The organism is Pelodictyon luteolum DSM 273, from assembly GCF_000012485.1.
In the GTDB taxonomy this organism is placed as follows: Bacteria; Bacteroidota; Chlorobiia; order Chlorobiales; family Chlorobiaceae; genus Chlorobium; species Chlorobium luteolum.
This window is the reverse complement of record NC_007512.1, coordinates 422569-444703: the sequence shown is the minus strand read 5'-3', so window position 1 is coordinate 444703 and position 22135 is coordinate 422569. Positions and strand designations below refer to the sequence as shown.

Here is a 22135-nt window from a genome sequence, read left to right as displayed (position 1 = left end):
GAGGATCGTGCAGGCTTATGGATTTTAGGGCACAGCCAGAAACAACCAGGCAGTGCCGATTATCAAGAGAGGCCCGGAGAAAACGCACCCCGGACAAAAAAGAGGGCAGGCGACCGACTCGCCTGCCTCACGGCATTGGAAGACTATACTGCCTGCAAAACATCCTGCAGACCGATGAGGTCATGGAACTGATCAAGCCACGCAGCGTCACTATCGTAGACGAAATCTGTAGAAGTAAGGCGCGCAGTATTGATGCCGAGCAGATAGATGGAACCCTCCACATTGACATTCACATCATCGGTATGAGCTGCATCCCCGTCGTCGTATGTGGCCGTATAGTTATCAAGGCCGATTTCAGATCCAGAGATATCTTTGATGATGTCATAGAGATCGACTGTTCCACCCTTGCTGTCGACCAGGTTCTCAAGGTTGATCCGATCATCGCCACGGGCAAAGTCAAGAACCCATGCATCGATGTCGATACCGTAATCGGGGTCCAGAACGGCCGCAACAATCTGGTCATCGCCGCCACCAAGGAGGATAAGGGTTCGGCCATCGCCACTTGGATCAAGTACGCTGCCTGCATCACCATCGTTGTAGGTCGCCAGCACAATCAGGTCATCACCGCTGCCTCCGAGCATGCGGTCATCACCGCCGAGCGAAACAAGGATATCATTGCCCGATCCACCGTCAAGCCACTCGGTACCCTGGCCGGCAGAGAGGAAGTCGTCTCCCGATCCGCCGTAGAGATAGTGAATCTTGGTGGAGGTTTCACTGATGCGGATGACATCATCGCCGTCAAGACCGTTGATGGTATAGCTGGCGTTATCGAATTCGCTAAGGTAACCGAAGATCTCCTCCCCATCGCCACGAACCGAGGGGACGGCGGTTGACCACCCGCCAATCAGCTCGAAGGCCTCGGTATCAGCGGATCCATCCTCATTGGTGTCGATCTCATGCAGGCCGCTGTTGGTACCTTCATTTGATTGCGTCCAGCTGGCCAGATCACTGTAATCAAGAATGGTGATTGTGTTGTCGCCACCGTTGCCGTTGATTGTGATATCCTCTTCACTCATGACCTTTATGGCCAGTTCATACTCGGTATGATCGAGATAATCGTTGGCAAGGGTCAATGTCACACCGCTGGCACCATCCTGCAGGAAGAATGTCAGGTTCTTGCTGACGAATGCCTCCTCGTTGTAAACAGCGCTCTTGGCGAGGATCACATCATCATCTCGGGTGTCGGAATCATCGATTGCTGCCTGAATGGTAGAGAACTTCTCACCGGTGTTGACATTGATGACCTTACCTACAAAGTCGTCCGGGTTCAGGACCTCACTACCACCAGTGGAAATATTGCAGAACTGCAGGTTTTCAACATCACTCAGGACCCTGTCGGTGATGGTCTCGGTCGCAGACTCGAGGTTGACGATGACCTCAACCTGATTCAAGGTGCCGCTGGTCGTACGGTCGAACGAGTAGTAGAATGTCTCTGCTATTTCTGATGCATTATTACCGGTATCCAACCCGTCCTGACCGATGATATCCAGATTGCTCGACAGCATGTTGCCGTCACTATCCAGATAGAGAACATAGCGAGCTGCGGCTGTGTCATAGGTTGAATAATAGAAGCAGGCCGTATCGACACCGTCGCCACCGCTGATGAAGTCGCTGCCGTCCCTTCCGGAACCGCCGACGAGGAAGTCATCGCCGTCACCGCCATAGATGGTGTCGTCACCCATACCGGCGTAAATGATATCATCACCATCGCCACCGCGGAGGTAGTCATCTCCACCGTAGCCATAGATGGTGTCATCGCCACCACCGAGCAGGAATGTATTGGCGGCATCGGTACCTGTGATGTAGATGTCGCCTGTTGCAAGTGATGTGAGGTTGGCATCGATACCATTCAGCCCAAGTCCCTCAGCTGTATCGGGAGAAATAGATGCCGAATCAAGCGGCATGTTGGCCACATCAACAGACCCGTCGTCGGTGTGCCCTGTCCAGATGCCGTCCTCAGATGCCTGGACGATTGCGGCGACACCCGTCAGGTAGAACTCGGCATCTCCGCCGAGAGTCAGACGGTCTTCCGATGTCATCAGAGACGAATCAATCTGAATGTCACGGGTCTCAGAGTAGACGCTGCCACTCTCAACTGTACCACTCACATATGTTGCATTCGTACTGTCATCACCGTAGATGAGGAAGTCACCTGAACCGGTTGTTGCCGTCAGGTGCTGAGTAGTCCCCGAAGTTGCACCGGCAATCGCTGAAGTGTAGACTTCGATGGATCCAGTGGTCTCCGCAGCATTGAGTGTAATCACTCCAAGTCCTTCAGTCGTAGCGCCGGTCGACTCGTCGTAGATACCCACAGTGATGTCGCCATCACCCTTCAGGGTCAGGACATCATCGGTTCCATCCAGCTCCCCGGCCTTGACGAGCGTTGTCCTGTCGGTATCGATTGTGATGGCGTTGTCCTCCGGAGTGAGGAGATCGACCGTCAACGACACTTCTCCCGCAGTTGCATCCCCGTCAGCCGCAGCATCGATGTCGGCTTTCAGGTTGTTGACCACAAAGGCCCCGTTGCCGTTGAGTGTAATAATGTCTGCTCCGTCGGTGCTGGCTGCATTGCCGTCCTGCTGGGTCGCATCGATCGTCACCGTATCGAGGGCATCGGCAGTCACCGTGGTCGTCCCGGAACCCAAAGCGATAGAGATCTGGCCATCTGCCGCACCGGCTGTCGTCACCGTCAGGCTGCCGGTCAGGCTGGTTGCTGTGATGTTGCCGTCCAGGCCCGTCACCACCACATTGGCGGCACCGTCCAGAGTCAACTGCTGGTTGTCTTCGAGAGCGGCAGCGACAATAGATACACCATGGCCCGCATTCGAAATGTTGGTATGGACGGTGGTGTTCTTCGTGCCGGTCCAGATATCGACGGAATCAGCGGTTGAGGTAAGCGACACAGTCAACTCACCGGTGAGCGCGGTGCTGCCGGTATCGCTTGCATCGCCGTTGGCATCGATATCCATTGAAGAAGAAACATTGGATATGATGACATCCGAGGATCCGTCGACGGTGATGATGTCGCCCGAACCCGACGCCGCGGCATCGACCTGGATGGTGTCGAGGGCATCGAGGCCCGTAATGACGGTGTTGGCCGTACCGGTCGTCACCCAGAGGGTATCGGCAACCGAATCGGTCTCCTCCATCGTAATGTTGACCAAAGCCGAAGCTGCAGTCGCGTACACACTGGCGCCGAGGGCCGTCACCCAGAATGCAGTCGAACCGTTCAGGATAAGGTCTTTTTTCAGGTAATCGCCAGTCGTTGCCTGCTTGAGGAAATCAGCATCGACGGTGATCTTCGAATCTGCCGCAGAACCTGTGCTCACGATGGTCGTGGGACCTTCACCCGTCAGCACCTGGACCTGTTCACCGGTTGACAGAACATCGGTATAGATTTCAAGGATACCCGTAGAGTTAACCTGCGTCACACCGACCACGACGCCGGTTTTCGCATCGACCGTGACGCCTGCATCAACTTTGTATGCAACAATATTGCCGCCACCTGCAAGGGTGATGGTATCACCCTCAGCCATAGCATCCGCATCAAGGGTAACATCACGCGACTGGAGCCTTCGGGTGTTGATGGTTGCATCACCGGAGTTGAGCTTGATGTCGACATCGTCAACAGTATCAAAGCTCGAGAACGTCTTCAGCGAAACATAGAGGTCACCGGAAAGAAGCGACGCATCAAGATCGGCAGACAGGTCGCTGACGGTAATATCACCCGCACCCTTTGTGGTCAGCTCGAATGTATCAACGCCGTCACTATCCGGATCCTTGCTAACCGTTCCAGTGCGATCATTGTCATCCATGTCGTCGGTGAGGTTCGCAGCCACGATTGCCACCGTATCGCCGGCGTTCACCGCATCAACGGTGAGGATGTTGGTGCCGGCCGTGACGATGATGTCGTCAACGCTCGCAACTCTGGTGGTGACTGTCAGCGGTCCCTCGGCAATACCCGCATCAATATCGGTCGAGGTCTCAATCAGGTTGTAGGCACCGGTGCCGGTAAGGATGACCTTGCCGGAACCAGCAGCATTGGCGAGGTTGACCTGCACTTCCTTATGGCTCGTCGAGTAGGTCGTATCAGAGTTGACCAGTTTGTACTCCGCATCACCGCCGAGATAAAGAACCGTGCTGGTGTTTGTATCGGCAAGTTTTGTCGCATCAACGACAATGTCAAGAATGGAGGACTCGTTGGCGGTAGCATCATAGCCCGTTACCGTCGTCGAGTTGCTGCCGGTCCAGATGGTCAGTGCCGGATCCGTACCGTCGCCGGTCACGCCGCCGCTGGTCACCTCTCCGTCGGTCTGCCTTACCGAGGTGGTAATGTTCAGGGTGCCGGTCAGCTCCGATCCGCTGTTCCAGTCGCTGACGCCATTGGCATCAAGGTTCGCAATCAGGCCGCTGAGGGTCACATTGCCCGAACCGGTCAGCTCCAGCGTATGACCGGCAGCAAGAGCTGCCGCATTCACTGTCGTGGTACGGTCAGTATCGATGGTGACATCCGGGGCGTCAGCCAGCGTTGCCGTAAAGAGGCCGGTACCGCTATTGACCACCGCATCGCCCTTGAGGGAAGACACCGTAAACTTGGCATCACCGGACAAGGTAAGCAGGGTATTATCATTCAGCTTTGTTGCATCAATGCTCACCGTATCACTGGCGGCACTGTCGGTAACGCTCATCGCCCCGGAACCGGTCAGGATGCTGATGCCGTTGTCAACGGCGTCACCGGTTGTAATACTCACCGTTCCTGACGATGCAGTGGCGTTCACATCAGCAATCAGGTTGGTAACCGTCATGGCGGAACTGCCCTCGAGTAACATCTCATAGGTGCTTTCCCGATCAAGCAGTTCCTTTGCATTGACCGCAATGCTGCCCAGGTTACCCTCGACCGTTGTCGTATAAGTACCCGTGTATACTGCAACATTGGTCGCACCACTGGCAGTGGTCACATCCAGGGATCCGGTCAGCTTATCGGTATAGGTACTTGAGCCGTCGGCATCGATGACGACGCTGTTTCCGACACTCGTAACAGAGAAGTCTCCCACCCCGCGGGCATAGAGGTTGTAGTTGGCATCAATGGCCCCGGCATTGACCATCACGGCTGCATCAGCTCCGTTGGCGCTGATAAAGTTGTTACGGTTACCGGCAATCACTGCAATCGAAGCATTTTCCGCTGTAATCACATCAAGCGTGCCGTAGAACAGGTCAGCCTTGACATCGGCAACGAGGTTGGTCACATAGGCCGTTGAGCTCGTGGCCGAACCCGTGATGTTCAGTTCCTCATAGGAACTTGACAGTGTAGCGTCCTCGACAAGTGCCATGGCATCGACATGCACCGTCGAGGAAGCGGAGTCCATGGTGACGGTCGTTTTGTGCGTACCCGTCACGATATCGAAGTTGCTCGAACTATTCGCACGTACCCACAGGGAACCCGTCAGCTGGGTATCGACCGAAGAGTCTCCGCTGTATGTCGTGGCCAGGATATCGCGGCTTGCGCCGTAGACATAGATATCGGCATCGCCGGTCAGGGTCAGCGTCGCTTCAGCGACACCAGAACTCATGGCGCCGGCATCTACAGTCAGGTCCTCCAGGTCATTGGTGTCGGTATCGACCTTGTCGGCATTGATGAAGGTGTTGCCGGTACCAGTGTACATCGTCAACTGACTGTCGCTCGTCAATTCTCCGGTCGTGACGAACAGATCTCCCGTCAGGGCTGCCATGCTGTAGCCGTTGACGCTGCTTCCGTTGGCATCCAGATTCTCGAACAGGCCTGTCACATAGACATCCGAAGCACCAGCCAGGCTCAATACCCTGCCGTTGGTAGTCATGGCATTTGCAACAACATCGATGCGGTCGTCACTGCCAACGCCAACGATGCCCGCGCTCGCGTTGCCGAGGGTTACTTTCACATCCTCAAGGCTGCTGCTTCCGACAGCGTCCTCGTTGTCAGCTGTCTTGACATAGAGCGTATTGCTCAGACCGGAAGCGTCAATGTCTCCGATGACATCGAACACATTCACCTGCGACGAACCGTTCAGGTCAAGAACAATATCGTTATCCATTGTGTCCGCCTGAACCTCAACCCTGCCGGCAGTAGAGCTTCCGGTATTGACCGTCGTCTGGGCATTGCCGGTGGTGATGACAACTCCGGTCGCCCCGTCTTTGGTAGTGACAGTCAGTTTGCCGTCGTCGGTGCTATGATTTGCGGTGCTGAGCTGCGCAGCATCGACAAGCACATTCGTCCCGACGCTGCTGAGGGTGAATTTGGCACTTCCGTCCACGGTGATGTCCGCATCTGCGTCTTTCACACTGCGGCTCATGGAGGCTGCATCAACAGTCACCACGCCGCTTGCGCTCGTGATTGCGATATCTCCCGTACCGGTCTCCACGCTGAGATTGGCGTTTGAAACGGTCGTGATATCGATAGCTCCGGTGCTGATGGTGCCACTGGTGGCGCCGGCCTTGACATCGGCCTGCAGACCGGTCACCGTCACCACGGACGAACCCTGGATGATGAGATCGTTGTTATCGGCCAGAACCGTTGCATCCACATCGACCCCACCTCCGCTGCCGATGATCTTGGTATCATTGGAACCGGTATCGACAAAGACCTTCTCCCCGGTAGAGAGTGCCGCCGTAGCAACGGTCAGGAGGCCGCTGTAGCTTGTTTCCTGACCGGAAACAACCGTTTTGGCATCGACCTTCATGCCAGCATCGGCATTGAACAGGTAGACTGCACCAGCCTCGGTAAGGGTAACGACATCGTCCGTACCAAGCTGGGAGGCATTGAGGGTGACGCCCGAGCTGTCGGTATTGATGGTTGAGTCGCCATCATTCAGCCAGATATCAACATCTGCCGGGGTCACATCGCCCAGACTGACGGTCAGCTCACCGCCCAGAGTGTGAGCATCAAGGTCGGCAGCCAGGCCATTGACAACAACCGTACCGGCCCCCTCAGCCGTCAGCTCCCATGTCCCGGGATTGTAGGTAGCGGGAGAATATGTGTTCGTATCATCAACCAGGTTCGCCGCCTCGACCGTGATCTTGTCAATCGAATCAGTGGCCTTGACACCAAGCTGACCCGATCCTGCCGTTACGGTGATGATATTGGCGACTGCCGTGCCACCAACCGGGCCTTCAGTCTCGACCGTCAGCTTGCCCTCGAGGGTCGGCGCAAGCACATCCTGGGTCGTATTGACCAGACGGAAGTTGCCCTCACCCGAAAGCGTAAGGCCGCCGGTATCGCCGAGATCACTCGCATCGATGGTGACCTCGCTGTATGAACCGCCAACCGTTGTGGTATTGCTGGTGATGAGGTATTCGGCATCTCCCGTCAGATAGAGATCGACTTCAGTCGTGCTCGCGTCGGCAATCTTGTCGGCTTTGACGGTGATGTCCAGAATACCAGTATCGCTGTCATTGCTGTCATCGCCGTTGACCGTCATGTTGCCCGTGCCGGTCGTGATCGTCAGGAAGGGTGAAGTGGAAGAATACCCGCTGATGGCATCCGTCGTCACAGCAATGGCGCCCGTGGAGTTCTCTGCAAAGAGATTGTACCCCAGATGTGTGACCTCGTATTCCGAACTGCCGATGAGATAGAGGGTCTCATCGTCCAGTGCAGTCGCATCGACATCGACCGCGCCGGCATTCGAAGTAATCGTAGTCTCAGCCGTACCGGTCAGGACCTCGACAACCGAAGTCTTGCCAACACCGTCGATGGTGTAGACATCAAGCGCACCGTCGAGGCCCCTGGCATCGATTTTTGCGCCTTCATTGACAAGGTCAACAAGGAACGAGGTGGCGTCTGCACCTTCCAGCGTAAGCAGGCCGTCCGCATCCATCAGGTGCGCATCGACATAGGTCGTATTGTTGCGGATTTCACCCGCGTCAATTGAAGCGCCCTTGACGCCGACCGTGATGTCGACATCATCGATGTAGGGGTTTTCCGACGCATCAACACCGACAGCAGTACGGGTCACATCCAGAGTACCCGTAAAGCTTGAAGCATCAAGGTCAGCCTTGAGGTTAGTGACAACGACGGTACCTGCGCCAAGAACATTGACTTCGGTTTTTTCCGTCTCTATGGTGCGTTCCGCATCCAGATGGTCGTCATGAATCAGTGCCGCGTTCAGGGTGATCTTGTCGACAGATTCCACAGCGTCCACGGTCGTGATGCCCGATCCGGAGGTGACAATGATGTCGTCGGCAGCATCAGGATCAGTGTTTTTCGTCCGGACGGTAATGTCGCCAGTAAGATCGCTGGCATCCACATCGGCGCTGGTGCCTGTGAGTTCGAAGTCACCGACACCCTGGAGGGTCACTTCATTGTTGTCGAGAAGATCGTATACATCGAGGGTCAGCTTCTGATTGTCCGTATTGTTCTCAACAACATACTCGGCCGTACCGCTGAGTTTCAGGCGTTCACCGGCTTGACCGGCCAGAGCGGAACCATCAACCCGGATATCAAGCGTATCGACATCGTCGTAAAGGTCGTTACCGGTAATGTTGGTATCGGTTGAGCCTGTCACGATTTCAAGGGCGGCAAGGCTGTCCGCACCGTCTCCGGTTCCAGACAGGTCGGAGACATTGACCGTCAGGGAAGTGCCCGTAGCCCCGCTGAAATCTTCGGCATTCAGGTCACCGTTGAGATCGTTGACCCTCACCGTACCGGTACCGTCGAGGACCAGCTCCGCATCGGCCTTTGCGCCGGACACCACTGCATTGATATCATCAAGCAGCGCCGCAGCGATGGTGATTGTGTTGCCGGTTGCCGCCGTGACTGCGGTACGCCCGGTACCGGTCGTAACCGTGAATGTATGCGATCCTGCCTCCGCATCGATATCCAGCATTCCGCTCAACGGCGACAGTGAGCTCTCGGCATCGCCGCCTGCATCGACATTGGTGCTCACATGATCGACTTCAATCTCGGCGGTACCCCGCAGCGTCAGAGTGTTGGCGGTGAGCGCCGTAGCATCGATAACGAGGTCCGTCGTCGTAGCATCGGTTCCGGACTCATTGGCAACGACGGTCGTTACACCCGAACCGAGCACGAACTGGACTGCCCCGCCGGTTCCGCCGCCATTGGTCAACGCACCGGTCGTCACGGTGAGGGACCCGCTCAGGGTCGCATAGTCCGTCGCGGCGCTCGAGGCGTAGAGATCGGTAATAAGGCCTGTAATGGTGACATTCGAAGCACCGCCGATGTACATGTCGGTGTCGCGGGCCATCATGTCTGCGTCGACCGTGACCGCATCCTTTGTATCCGTGTCGGCAGCCGTATTGAGGTACAGCGAGGTGTCGCCGGTATGAATGGCAAGCGAGCCGCCGCCGTTGTCGGCGGTCTTGACGATCAGGTCACCGGCGGTCATGCCTGTGGTGGTACCGTTGCCGTCGGCATCGATATCACCGACCAGATCGTTCACCGTAATTGCCGCAGCTCCGTTGAGCGCAAGCGTGATGTCGTCAGCCAGCTTGTCGGCTTCGACAGTAACAGTCCCGCCGAGAGACGACTGCGTGTTGATCGTCGTAGCCGCCACACCGGTAAGAACCAGGACATCCTTGGCAGCGGCATCGGTGTCGATGACGAGCGTGCCCTGCAGGGCTGCGCCCGATCCATCACCGTCAGCATCGACGGTAACTCCCGAAGCGATATGATCGACATCGAAGTCGGCCTGCCCGTCGAGGGTCAGGACATCGGAGTGCACTGCATCACTCGAGAGCAGGTCGGCATTGACCGTGACCGAAAGGCCGTCGGTCGTTCCCGTGATTTTGGTATCATGGGTACCCGTGATGATATCGACATTGCCGTCATGGCCAGCCTCAAGGGTGGTTGCCGTGGTGATGTCCATCGCCCCGGAACTCAGCGAGGCATTCACATCGCCCTGCAGTTCGGTCACGGTGACCGAAGACGAACCCTTCAGGATAAGGTTGTACTGGCCGGCAACCTTGTCATCGAGAAGCTCGGTAGCATCGACATCGACATGGCCATAATAACTGGTTACGGTCGTGGTGTTCGTACCGGTCAGGATATCAATATCCGCGTAATTTTTGGTCGTTACACTCAACGTACCGGTAAGCGGGTTGAGGGTGTCAAGGTCGTCAAACGCCAGATCCTTCGAAGCGTCAACCGTTATGCTTCCGGCATTGACGACCGTCACATTGCCGACGCCGTCCAGATAGAGGTCGCCAAGGGTAAGCTTGTCAGCATCGACATAGGCTAAACTGCCGGTACGGGTTGTGACGGTGGTGTCATCCGCACCCGTCCAGATCCTGACCTCTCCAGCACCGGAGCGCAGGTTGATGTCAAGGTCACCATAATAGATGCCGGTTGTAGAGTGTCCCGTAACGGTAGTGTAACCGTCGGCACGGATATCGGCAACCAGATTGTCGACCCTGATGGAGTCCGAATCGGTATCGGACTGGCCGCCGCGGACATAGACAATGGCATCAGTGGTGATGCCAGCCGCATCAATCCTGTTTTCTTCTGAACCGTCGGTCCAGGTATCGAGAACCACCGCTTCAACACCGACGACATTCGTAGCCGTAAGGGTGGTGTCGTTTTCAAAGAACTCGATCTCCAGGTAATCGTACGCAGCCGAGCCCGAGCGGAAGTAGTCGACACCGTCGAACTGCTCGCTTGTGACATACACCTGGTTGCTGTCCGAAGAGGTGACTCCGTTATCTTCAGCCATGTAGCTGTCGTAAAGGACCTCGTCGACTCCTGTGAGGGTTCCATAGTCGAAGTGGACATAACCTCCATCGATGATATGGACTTCGTCGAGCTGGTCTATGCCGGCATCACCGTCACCCGTATCGGCGATGATGTCGCCAGCCTGGAACTCGTCACCAATCCAATACCCTGTTTCCGCATTGTAGATTTGCGGTGTGATGTAGTAGTTGTCCTCACCGATGCCGCCATCAAGCGTATCGACACCCAGACCGCCGGTGATCTTATCGTCGCCCGCAAGACCGAAGACGACATCGGCACCATCACCACCGATGATCGTATCGGCTTTCAGGCTGCCAAGCACATAGTTCGGCGTGTTCAGTTCATCGGGCGAACCACCGCCGTTATAGACGAATGCGACTTCAGGATCGCTGGAGGTAACGAAGAGTTCGGTACGGAAGTCCGCATCCGGATCGACCGCATCGGCAAGGCCGGAGATCGCCAGATCGGATTCAAGCTCCGCCAGCGTCCCCCATATCAGGGTAACATCAGTAAATTCAAGGTTTTCGGCCTGCACATAATCCGTCTGGATCGTCACCCCGTTGACGACATATTCAACCTGGAAGATCGGCTGGTCGGAAGCGAAATCGACATCAACCGCCGTTTCACTGCCAGTAGCACTAAGAGAACTCTCGTCGTTGTTGAGTACCCCCCAGATGGCATCTTCCGTCCCCGAAGTCAGGTTGACATCCGTCAGGAAGCGCAGGTCTGCGCGGTTGATGTAGTAGGAGCCGATGGTCCTGCTGAAGACCGCAGTATCCTCCCCATCACCGCCTACAAAATAGTTCTGGTCGGCGACCTCGCCGACCTTGTAGGTATCGTCACCTGCACCGCCATAGAGAACATCGTCTCCAACACCCTGTACGCTGTCCGTAAGGGTGGCGGAACCGGAATAGAGAATGTCGTTTCCGTCACCGCCATAGATGAGATCGTCATCGGCGCCACCGTAGATGGTATCGTTGCCCGCTCCGCCGCTCAGGACATCCATCCCTTCAAGGCCGGAGAGTACATTCGCATCTGCGCTTCCAGTAATGGAGTCCCCCTGTGCTGTACCGGTGATGTTCTCGATTGCCGTTGAAATGTATACGGTCCCCTCACCAAGTTCTCCGACAACATAGGTGGTATAGGTGCTGTCACTGTCAAGGTCAAGGGCAAGGGTGGACCCGCTGGTCATGTCCAGAGTCAGGCCGTAATCGTCCTGCTGGAACACAACCGTATCACCAGTGGCTGTAGTGCCATCCACAACATAGTTGCTGGCACTCTCCATGGCAGTGTTGCCGTCATTGGTGATGGCTTCGCCGTCAGTATGACCAGCAGTATCCGTTTGAGCCAGAACATAGGTATTCAAGGGGAGGGTGGCCAGAAGTTCTGTCTGGAGAGCACCGCTGAAGGACACCCCGTCGGCGTCAACACCAACATGATCGACAGGAACATCGAAACGGTTGTACTCTACCGCCAGTGACGCAGCGGCATTGTAATCGGTGCTCGCCTTATCGAGAAGGAGGGCGGTATCGTTGCTGTCGAAACTGTTATTCGTGACCGTGACATCTGCCGCGGCAGCGAGACCATTGATATCGATGCCAACCGTAGACGATGCAATGGTATTGCCGGTAATCACCGCCGCCGCTCCATAGGTGTCTGCAAGCGCAATGGCAGTGTCAAGGTTGGTGAAATCACTGCCCGTGATTGAGACGCCAATTGCGGCACCGACAGCCACACCAACCGAGCTGGTGGCCACATTAGTACCGGTGAAACTCACATCCGCGATTGTTGCGCCGGATGCGCTGACCGTCACCGCAGCCACGTCGCCGACCGTCTCGAACCGCACGCCCTGGAGCGTGACGTTGGACTGGTCGATGGTGAGTGCACCGGTGAAGGTCGCCGCATCGTCCGTTCCGGAGCCGATGATGGTGAGGCCGCTGACGAGACCTTCGCCCGAGCCGTCAAGCACCACAGCAGCGCCGTCTGCAACAGCAATGGTCAGGCCGGTGTTAGTAGCTGCAGCCGAGCGGGCCGCAGCAAGAGCAGCATCGAACGAGCTGTATGTGCTGAGCAGCTCTCCCGTGCTGGCAATCAGTCGGAAATCCATTGCCAAATCGACAGCAGTGCCACCTGAAACCGTGACCGCACCGGAACTGACAGTAACGGCACCGCCTTTGCTGACAACCTCGACCCCTTCATAGGTATCGGTCCCGTCTGCGTTACTGGTTACCGTGACAGATGCCGTGGCCTCGAAACGCGCGTCACCCGAGAGGTAGATTTTGGCATCAGCCGCAACCACCGCCTTGTCGACGCCGGTATCAACAGGAGAACTATCGACATACTCGGACGCCTTGCTTCCCGAGAAATAATCATTCCCGGCCCCGCCGATGAAGATGTCGCTGCCGAGGTCGCCGAACGCACGGTCGTCTCCGGTGCCACCGACGATCACATCATCTCCAGCTCCGCCGAAGATCTGGTCGTTGCCGCCCTCACCGAAGATGTAGTCGTTGCCGCCCTGTCCATACAGTCCGTCGGCACCCTCGCCGCCAAGAATGACATCCGAGTATGCGGAACCTTTCAGGGTATTGGCCGCAGCGTTGCCGACCATTTCAGCGCCGTTGAAAACAAGATCCGTGCCGGCTTTAGCAGAGATGTCATCGGCAAGGGAGGCAACACCGGAAACCACGCTACCCGGGGTGTTAAATGTGACGGCGAAATTATCACTGTCGTCGCTCAGTGCGCTCGCATCAAGATCAAGCGCATAGGAAGTGTATCCCGGAATATTGACGACCTTGAAGACTTCGATACCAGTGGTCGTGCTGCTGATGATCAGGTTCTGGTTATTTGCCGTCCCCTGGAACTGCAGGGTATCGATACCTGCGCCACCGTCGACACTGTCGCCGGCGTAATCATCGACCGGATCAGTATTCGCCGAAGCGGTTGTCGTATATGCACCGTTATAGTAAGCAACAGCTATCCTGTCAGTGCCGATGATGATTGTATCGTTGCCGATGCCACCACTGAGGGTATCGGCTCCTGCTCCACCCCAGAGCACATCGTCGCCTGCGCCACCGGTCAGGGTATCGTTATATGCCCCGCCATAAATGCGGTTTGCGAGCTCGTTGCCGGTTCCCGTAAAGCCGGCGTTCACCGTCGTTCCGGTATAGCGAAGTATGTCGACATCATCGGTAAGCGTGTAGGTACCGAGTGAAGTACGAACTTCGTCAATGCCTTCGCCCTGATCCTCAAGGACGAAATCGTTTGCCCCGGTAACGATGTAGATATCATCGCCCGCATCACCCTGCAAGAGATCGGTACCGCCACCGATCAGGTAGTCATGACCCTCTCCGCCTATCAGATAATCGGTAACGAGGGCATCGGACGAAGTCGCAACCGAGGTACCTGAAATCCTGTCATTTCCTGCAAGGCCGTCAATAATCTGGCCACTGATGGTGTAGGTAGTCGTATTGGAAGTATTGACATCAGCGAGAGTAACGCTCTTCGCCACATTCGTTGCAAGCGCATAGCCCGTCTCGGTTGAACTGAACGCGTCCAGAGTATCACCATAACCATACGCAGTCGAATTCGACCCGATCTGGGTGACGTCGCCGTTTGGATTGAGCAGGGTCACGCTGGAACTGGTCGAGAATGCCGCAATCTGATCAGCGGTCAGTGAGATATCACCATTACCGACAAACGCGTCAACCCCATAGGTACTCTTCAGTGTGGCAATCTGTGTGGGCGTGAGCGCGGCCAGATTAGCCGAACTGTCCTGAATGGTGAGAACATCAATGCTTCTGGCCGTCGCCGGATCAAGATTGAGAACTTCAAGGTAGGTGCCCGTAACCCGGAAATCGCCCGTCAGCGTAAAGGCCCGGCCGCCCAATACCGAAGCGTCCATGTAAGCAGTACCGCCATCGGATACTTCGATGGTGGTGTAGTTGGGGTAGCCGTACTGGTCACCCGTATAACCGGATGCCGTCATGTCCAGCACCGCGGTATTCGAGGTACCTATGGCGTTGATGGTGGAAACGCTGCTGAGGTTTGTCCCGGTATCCTTAAGGGTCGTGATCGGCACATTCAGCCAGAGGTCCTTGTCGGCAATGACCTTCGATTCAGCGTAGTTGACCGCAACGGGAGCAGCCATCATGATGAGATCACCCGTCGAAGCAACCGCAATGGCATCACTAAGCGCTGCGTATCCGCCTGCACCGATAAGACGAGCCGACATGGTAACCGTCGTGGGAGCGGCCTCGGTGACAAAATTGATGACTTCGATGCCACGAAGCGTATGATCTACTCCATAGGTGTCGGAAACGATTTTAACATAGGTGTCCGGAGATCCAGAGAACGAGTAATCAGAAACGGAGCCGTAGTATGTGATTGTATCAATGCCCGTACCGCCATTGAACTCGGAATTGTCCCCGAACTCGTAACCCGTGATGTTGATTGTCCCCTGTGTAAGGCTCGTGGCGTGGAGAATGACGTTTACCGTACCGTCGGCGCTGGCAGAAGAGACATTGAGCACCTCACCGGCACCGACAAGCTTGTTGTCGATGATGACTGTCGGCGTGGCAGTTCCCGCATCAATAACGAGTTTCTCGATACCCATGGCCGACGAGATCGTCCTGAAGTCGTAAGCCCCCTGCGTCGAAATGAGGATCGTATCGGTACCGGCCCCGCCGCTGATGGAGTCACCCGTCACCTCATCAATTGCGCTGGAAGTTGCATCCGAGAATGCGCTGTATGCGAACACATCATCTCCATCGCCACCAAGCAGGCTGTCCGCACCAGTCCCACCGGCAAGCACATCATTGCCGAGGCCGGCATCAAGCGTATCGGCACCGGCACCACCGCTCAGGGTGTCGTTGCCACTGCCGGCAACCAGGCTGTCGTCACCATCACCGCCCGACAGTGTATCGTTCAGAGAAGTGCCGGTGAGGGTATTATCGCCATCATTGCCGGTAATGCTGACTGCAGCAGTCTCGAGTGAAGCGTCGACATCCAGGCTAACCGAACTGTCCGGAAGCACGAAGGTGGAAACCGTGTTGTCGGTAGCTATTTTAACGACCTGTCCTGCCGTACCTGCAGCAGTAGCATCAGCAAACGTTGCATAGGCCGCAAGCTGGGTTGTGCCGTCGGTATCGAACAGCGCATAATCGTAAACATTGACCGCTACCAGCTTGTTGACACTGGTTGCAGCACCTTCCGAACCAGTGTCGGTCACCTTGACCGTAATATTCCCACCATCAACCACATTGGCCACCGTGAAGGTGATCTTGCCGTTCGTCGCATCAGTCGCAGTTGCAAACGCCGCACCGGTCCCGCTGACAACCGTCCAGGTCTGTGAAGCACTCGGATCGAGATCGGAATAGGAAAGCGTGGAGGTCTGGGTAGTGGTACCTGACCAGATATTGATGGCCGAAGTAGTAACGACAGGGGTGTCGTTAGTAGATGTAACCGTCACCGTCTCAGTTGCTACCAGGGAGAAGGCGTCACCGTCCGTAATGGTACACTCGACCGTCCTCGTCGTCGTATTCGGGGTATCGGATGAGTTGTTGAAATAAACCGACTGCAAAGCCGCCTGGAAATCAGCCGTCGAGGGAGTCTGGCCTGCCGCCGCAACAAGCGAAAGAGTCCCCGTGGTGCTGTTGTAAGTCCCGGTTATCTTCCCTGAGCTCGTACTGGTAAAGCCGAGGATGTCTCCGTCGAACGGATTGGTGATCCTGACTGACGCAGAAATGATGGCATCATCAAGATCGGCAATCGTCACATTAGGGCTGATCGTGACCTTATTGGCTGCAGTATCAGCACCCTGCACCTCAGTAAATGCCGGGGTGGCGCTTGTGTTGACGGTAATGGTAGGCGTATCGTTCACCGCCGAGACGCTGACCGTCTGGGTTGAAACGGCTGAGACGGCCGAACCGTCTGAAACCGTCACATTGAACAGACGGTCGCCCTCCGTCGGGCTGTCAGAGGCATTATTGTACTTCAGCGCATCCAGCAGCGCCTCTGCATTGGCTGTCGTCACCTCGCCGCCGCCCTCCTTGGTGAAGACGACCGTCGTATTCGTCGTTCCCGTCGTTACCGTTGCGGTATAGTTAATGCCATCAATCGTGTTTGACAAACTGGTTGTCCCTGACGCATTGAGCGCAATCTCCGAACCGCCAACCGTAAACTGCTCGCTTGCGCCATCCTTGATTGTGGTATTGGCGAATGTTACCGTAAGGTTGGCAATACCATCGCTGGTCAGATCCAGATCGCTGATTTCGGTTTGGTCGGTGGTACCAAAGGCGACATCATTGCCGGCAACATCTTCTCCATCAGTTTCGGTAAATATCCCCGATGCAGTATACAGGCTTACCGACGGCGTGTCGTTTGTCGGAACAACCGTGATCGTTTTCGTCACGGCGGTGGATGACTCGGTGCCGTCAGAGACCGTCACATTGAAGACACGCGCACCTGCAGTCGGGCTGTCCAGCGTGTTGTTGTACTTGATGGCGTCCAGCAGTGCCTCTGCCTCTGCCTTCGTCACCACCGTGTTGGTGCCGACTTTGGTAAAGACAAATGATGTATTCGTGCTATTGTTTGTAATCGAGACGGCATAGGACACCCCGCCAACCGTGGAGACCAATGTGGTGGTGCCAGTAGAAGCATTAAGTGCAATCGTCGAACCACCAACCAGGAACTGCTCGGCAGCGCCGTTCTGGATCGTGCTGTTGGCAAACGATACCGTCAAACTGCTCAGGTTCGCGCTGTCCAGATCGCTGATTTCGGTCTGGCCGGCTGTTCCGAGCGAAACATCATTCGAAGTCGTATCGGCGCCATTGATCTCGGTATAGGTCGCAGTGGCAGCACTGAGGCTTACCACCGGAGTGTCGTTTTCGTGAACCACCGTGATGGTCTTCGTAGCAACGCTGGAGACGTCGGTGCCGTCGGAGACCGTTATGTTGAAATTGCGGCCACCATCTGTCGGAGCGTCCGACGTGTTGTTGTACTGGACAAGGTCAAGCAGATACGCAACATCCGCTTTCGTCAGTGTAGCACTCTCTGCATCGGTGAAAACCACGGTCGTTTCCGTGGCCCCGACAGTAGTTGTGATGGTGTACTTGGAGACCCCACCAAGCAAGTAGTTGGTCGTATAGTTGCTGACGAGGCCTATATGCAGGCCACCCAGCACGAACTCCTCGCTTGAGCCGTCCTTGATGTCGCTGTTCAGGAAGCTCACCGTCAGGTTGGCCAGCGAGTCACCGTCTAGGTCGGTCACGACGGCCGTACCCGAAACACCGAGCTTGACGTCGTTGGCCGTCGTATCGGCGCCATTGATCTCCGTGTAACCCACCGAATCATTGACACCGGTCGAAGTGCCGTTCAGGTCGATGACCGGCGTATCGTTCTCGGGAACGACCGTTATGGACTTGGTCGCAACGCTCGAGGTGGCCGTACCATCTGAAACCGTCACCTGGAATGTACGGGCTCCAGCAGTCGGCGTGTCGGAGGTGTTGTTGTATTTGATCGCATCCAGCAGCGCCTCGGCCTGGGCCGTGGTCGCCTCACCGCCGGAAGCCGAATTCGTGAAGACAACGCTCGTAGTCCCTGTAGACGCGTCGCCCGTCCTCGTTACGGCCACCGACCAGGTAATCCCGGAACTGTCTACCGTCAGGTTTGACGCAGAAGCTGTAGTATTCAGCGTTATTGTCGAGCCCCCAACGAGCAGCTGTTCAGCAGCACCATCCCTGATCGTGCTGTTGGCGAATGTTATGGTCAGGTTGGCAATGCCGTCACTCGCAAGGTCGAGATCGGCGATTTCCGCTGTGCCGGTAGTTCCGAATGCAACAGCATTTGTCGCAGTATCGACACCATCAATCTCGGTAAACCCACTGCTCACCGTACCAAGGGTAACCGAGGGAGTATCATTGGTCCCGGTAATGGTTATGGTAGCCGTCTGGGCAACGGTAGCCGTACCGTCCGAAACATTATAGCTGACAAGAATAACACGCGGCTGTCCTGCCCCAAGGTCATTGAACGCCGTACTGTTCGGGTTGACTGTCAGGGATGAGCCGCTCAGGCTCAGGCCGGTCGGGATATTTTCACTTGCATCGCCAGTGCCAATTTTATAAGTGATGCCCGTAACACTGAGAGAAGCACTGTCATCAACATCACTGGCGTTCGTCAGCAGATCGATTTGATAGGATGCAGCGCCTTCATTCTGAGCGCTGGTGATGGCAGAACTGACCGTCGGTGCGTCGTTGGTGCCGGTTACGGTGATAACCAGTTCTGCAGTGTCGGTGAGGCTCCCATCGGAGACGGTATATGTGAAGGTATCAGTAACCGTATCGCCAGCATCCAAATCATCCGCTGCGGCCTGATCTGCTACATAGGTATAACTGCCGTTAGCAGCGATGGTGAGCGTACCGTATGTTCCGACAAGCCCAGTCCCGACAGTACCACTTGTGCTGGTCTCGGCTGACTCTGCGCCAGTGCGGATTGCGGTGACAGTACTAGTGGCATCAGTATCCACATCAGTATCATCAGCCAACACACCCAATGTTGCATCCACGGTCAAAGTTGCATCTTCAGCAACAGAACCGGTGTCATTCACAGCGACTGGGGCATCGTTGACCGCCGCCACCGTAATACTGATAACCTGTGTCTCAACGTTTCCGTCACCGTCCGTAACGCTTACCGTGAAGCTGTCGGAGCCGTTGTAATCGGCTGTCGGAGCATAACTCCATGCTCCGGTTGTCGCATCGATGGTAGCCGTGCCGTTCGAGGCCGCCGTGCTGACACTGAAATCAAGCGGACTTGCGAGACCATCAGCCGCATCGGCGACGGCGAGCGTACCGGTTATCGTCCCATCCTCGTTTCCGCTGCCCGTCTTGTCGCCCGAGAAGGTCGCGGCATCGTTCACCGCCGCCACCGTGACGCTGATAACCTGTGTCTCAACGTTTCCGTCACCGTCCGTAACGCTTACCGTGAAGCTGTCGGAGCCGTTGTAATCGGCTGTCGGAGCATAACTCCATGCTCCGGTTGTCGCATCGATGGTAGCCGTGCCGTTCGAGGCCGCCGTGCTGACACTGAAATCAAGCGGACTTGCGAGACCATCAGCCGCATCGGCGACGGCGAGCGTACCGGTTATCGTCCCATCCTCGTTTCCGCTGCCCGTCTTGTCGCCCGAGAAGGTCGCGGCATCGTTCACCGCCGCCACCGTGACGCTGATAACCTGTGTCTCAACGTTTCCGTCACCGTCCGTAACGCTTACCGTGAAGCTGTCGGAGCCGTTGTAATCGGCTGTCGGAGCATAACTCCATGCTCCGGTTGTCGCATCGATGGTAGCCGTGCCGTTCGAGGCCGCCGTGCTGACACTGAAATCAAGCGGACTTGCGAGACCATCAGCCGCATCGGCGACGGCGAGCGTACCGGTTATCGTCCCATCCTCGTTTCCGCTGCCCGTCTTGTCGCCCGAGAAGGTCGCGGCATCGTTCACCGCCGCCACCGTGACGCTGATAACCTGTGTCTCAACGTTTCCGTCACCGTCCGTAACGCTTACCGTGAAGCTGTCGGAGCCGTTGTAATCGGCTGTCGGAGCATAACTCCATGCTCCGGTTGTCGCATCGATGGTAGCCGTGCCGTTCGAGGCCGCCGTGCTGACACTGAAATCAAGCGGACTTGCGAGACCATCAGCCGCATCGGCGACGGCGAGCGTACCGGTTATCGTCCCATCCTCGTTTCCGCTGCCCGTCTTGTCGCCCGAGAAGGTCGCGGCATCGTTCACCGCCGCCACTGTGATCGAGACCGTGTCACTGTCAGTCAACAAACTGCCGTCGGTCGTCAGCATCGTCAGCGTGTCGCTACCGTTGTAGTTCAAAGCACCCTGATACGACACTGCTCCCGTATCGGCCAGCGTCGCGTTGATCTCGGCTACCGTACCCGTCAGGGTAACCGTGCCCGTCCCGTTGCCGCCGATATCGGTCGTAACCAGACCGCTTGTCACACTCTCGGCTACCGTAATCGTCCCGTTCGTTACGCTTAGCGTAACAGTTATGTCGCTCGTATCGTCAGCGTCTGCAACACTCAGGCCCGTGATCGCGATGGCCGTGTCTTCAGCAACCGTCACCGCGCTTGACACCGTGTTCACCGGTGCATCATTCACCGCCGTCACTGTGATCATAGTTGAATCACTGCTACCCACCAATGCATTACTGCCGCTATAAACAGCATAGGTAACCTCCCTAGCAGCCACATTCGGATCATCGCCGGAATACTGATACAAAATAGATTGAGCAACCGCAGTGGCTATAGCATCACTAGCTGAGGAGTTGAACACAATCTTTAAAGCACCCCCGGCACCATCAAGCGACGAATCAACCGTAGCGACTGCCGACCAAGCGGACCCATCATAATACTTGATTGTCCCTGAATCGCTATAAACAGCACCTGCAGTCGGTGAGGCTGGTACAGTTGTAGCGAAACTGAATTGGTCCGAAGAAACGATGCCGGCCAACGAAACAAGCAGGTAATAACTATCAGCTATCCCGCTTATTTCTACGTTATTATCAATCAGCGTTGGAGTCGCCTGCTCAGTTACTGAGAGGGCATTATCCAGGGCAGTAACCGCCAGCACCCCCTCAAACGCTTCCCGCGCCGCGCTGCTGAACGGCATGCGGACTGTTGGACTGACCGTCACATCGAGTTCCCAGCTTCCGCCTTTTGCGGTTTCACCGATGAGGCCTGTGGATGCGTGTACATTTGCCATGGAGTTCTCCGAGATTGCTTGCAGATAGGTTGTGCCCTCAGTACCCTGTGCGGTACGGCAGGACCAGAAATAGATGTCTATGAGACGAGCGCGCTGGATGAGCGCGTCGACTGGAACATGAAAATCTTCAGCGTTGAGCTGCACTCCGCCGAAACGGACGGCACCCGGGCCCCCATGCCCGAGGATATGGAGCGCAGTCAGCTGTGGATGGGATATCAGAAATGCGAGAATTTCCTGCGGAGAGTCCGACGGCTGAACCGCCAGAGGCTGTACTGCCGGGTCGAGCCCTGCAAGCAGCACTTCAACCTCGGCAACGCCGGGATCATACAGGAGTACTTCAGGGGACTTGAGGGTAAGGCGCTTATTTACATCACTATACGCTCTTTCACACGCCTGTTCGAGACAGACCGCGTGCGGTTCGGCAACACTCATTTTCGGTAAGTTCAGGGGGTTAACTCCACGCAAAAAGGGTTTTTCAACTCTATACCAATTTCAGCATTATGCAGCAACCAGGACAACACTCAAATACCCACATATTCTCGCAATTCACACAAGGCGCGTTATATTCCTCTGGTGCTACTGCATCATGACGCCTTCGCCAG

The 22135-nt window shown here is 56.1% G+C and carries 1 protein-coding gene; it reads right to left on the bottom strand.

Annotated features, from left to right (window positions below; all coding sequences use genetic code 11):
• Nucleotides 1–143: 143 nt before the first annotated feature.
• Nucleotides 144–21965, bottom strand: a complete 21822-nt coding sequence (locus PLUT_RS01965; protein WP_081423666.1) for a tandem-95 repeat protein — start codon at nucleotides 21963–21965, stop codon at nucleotides 144–146.
• Nucleotides 21966–22135: the final 170 nt, after the last annotated feature.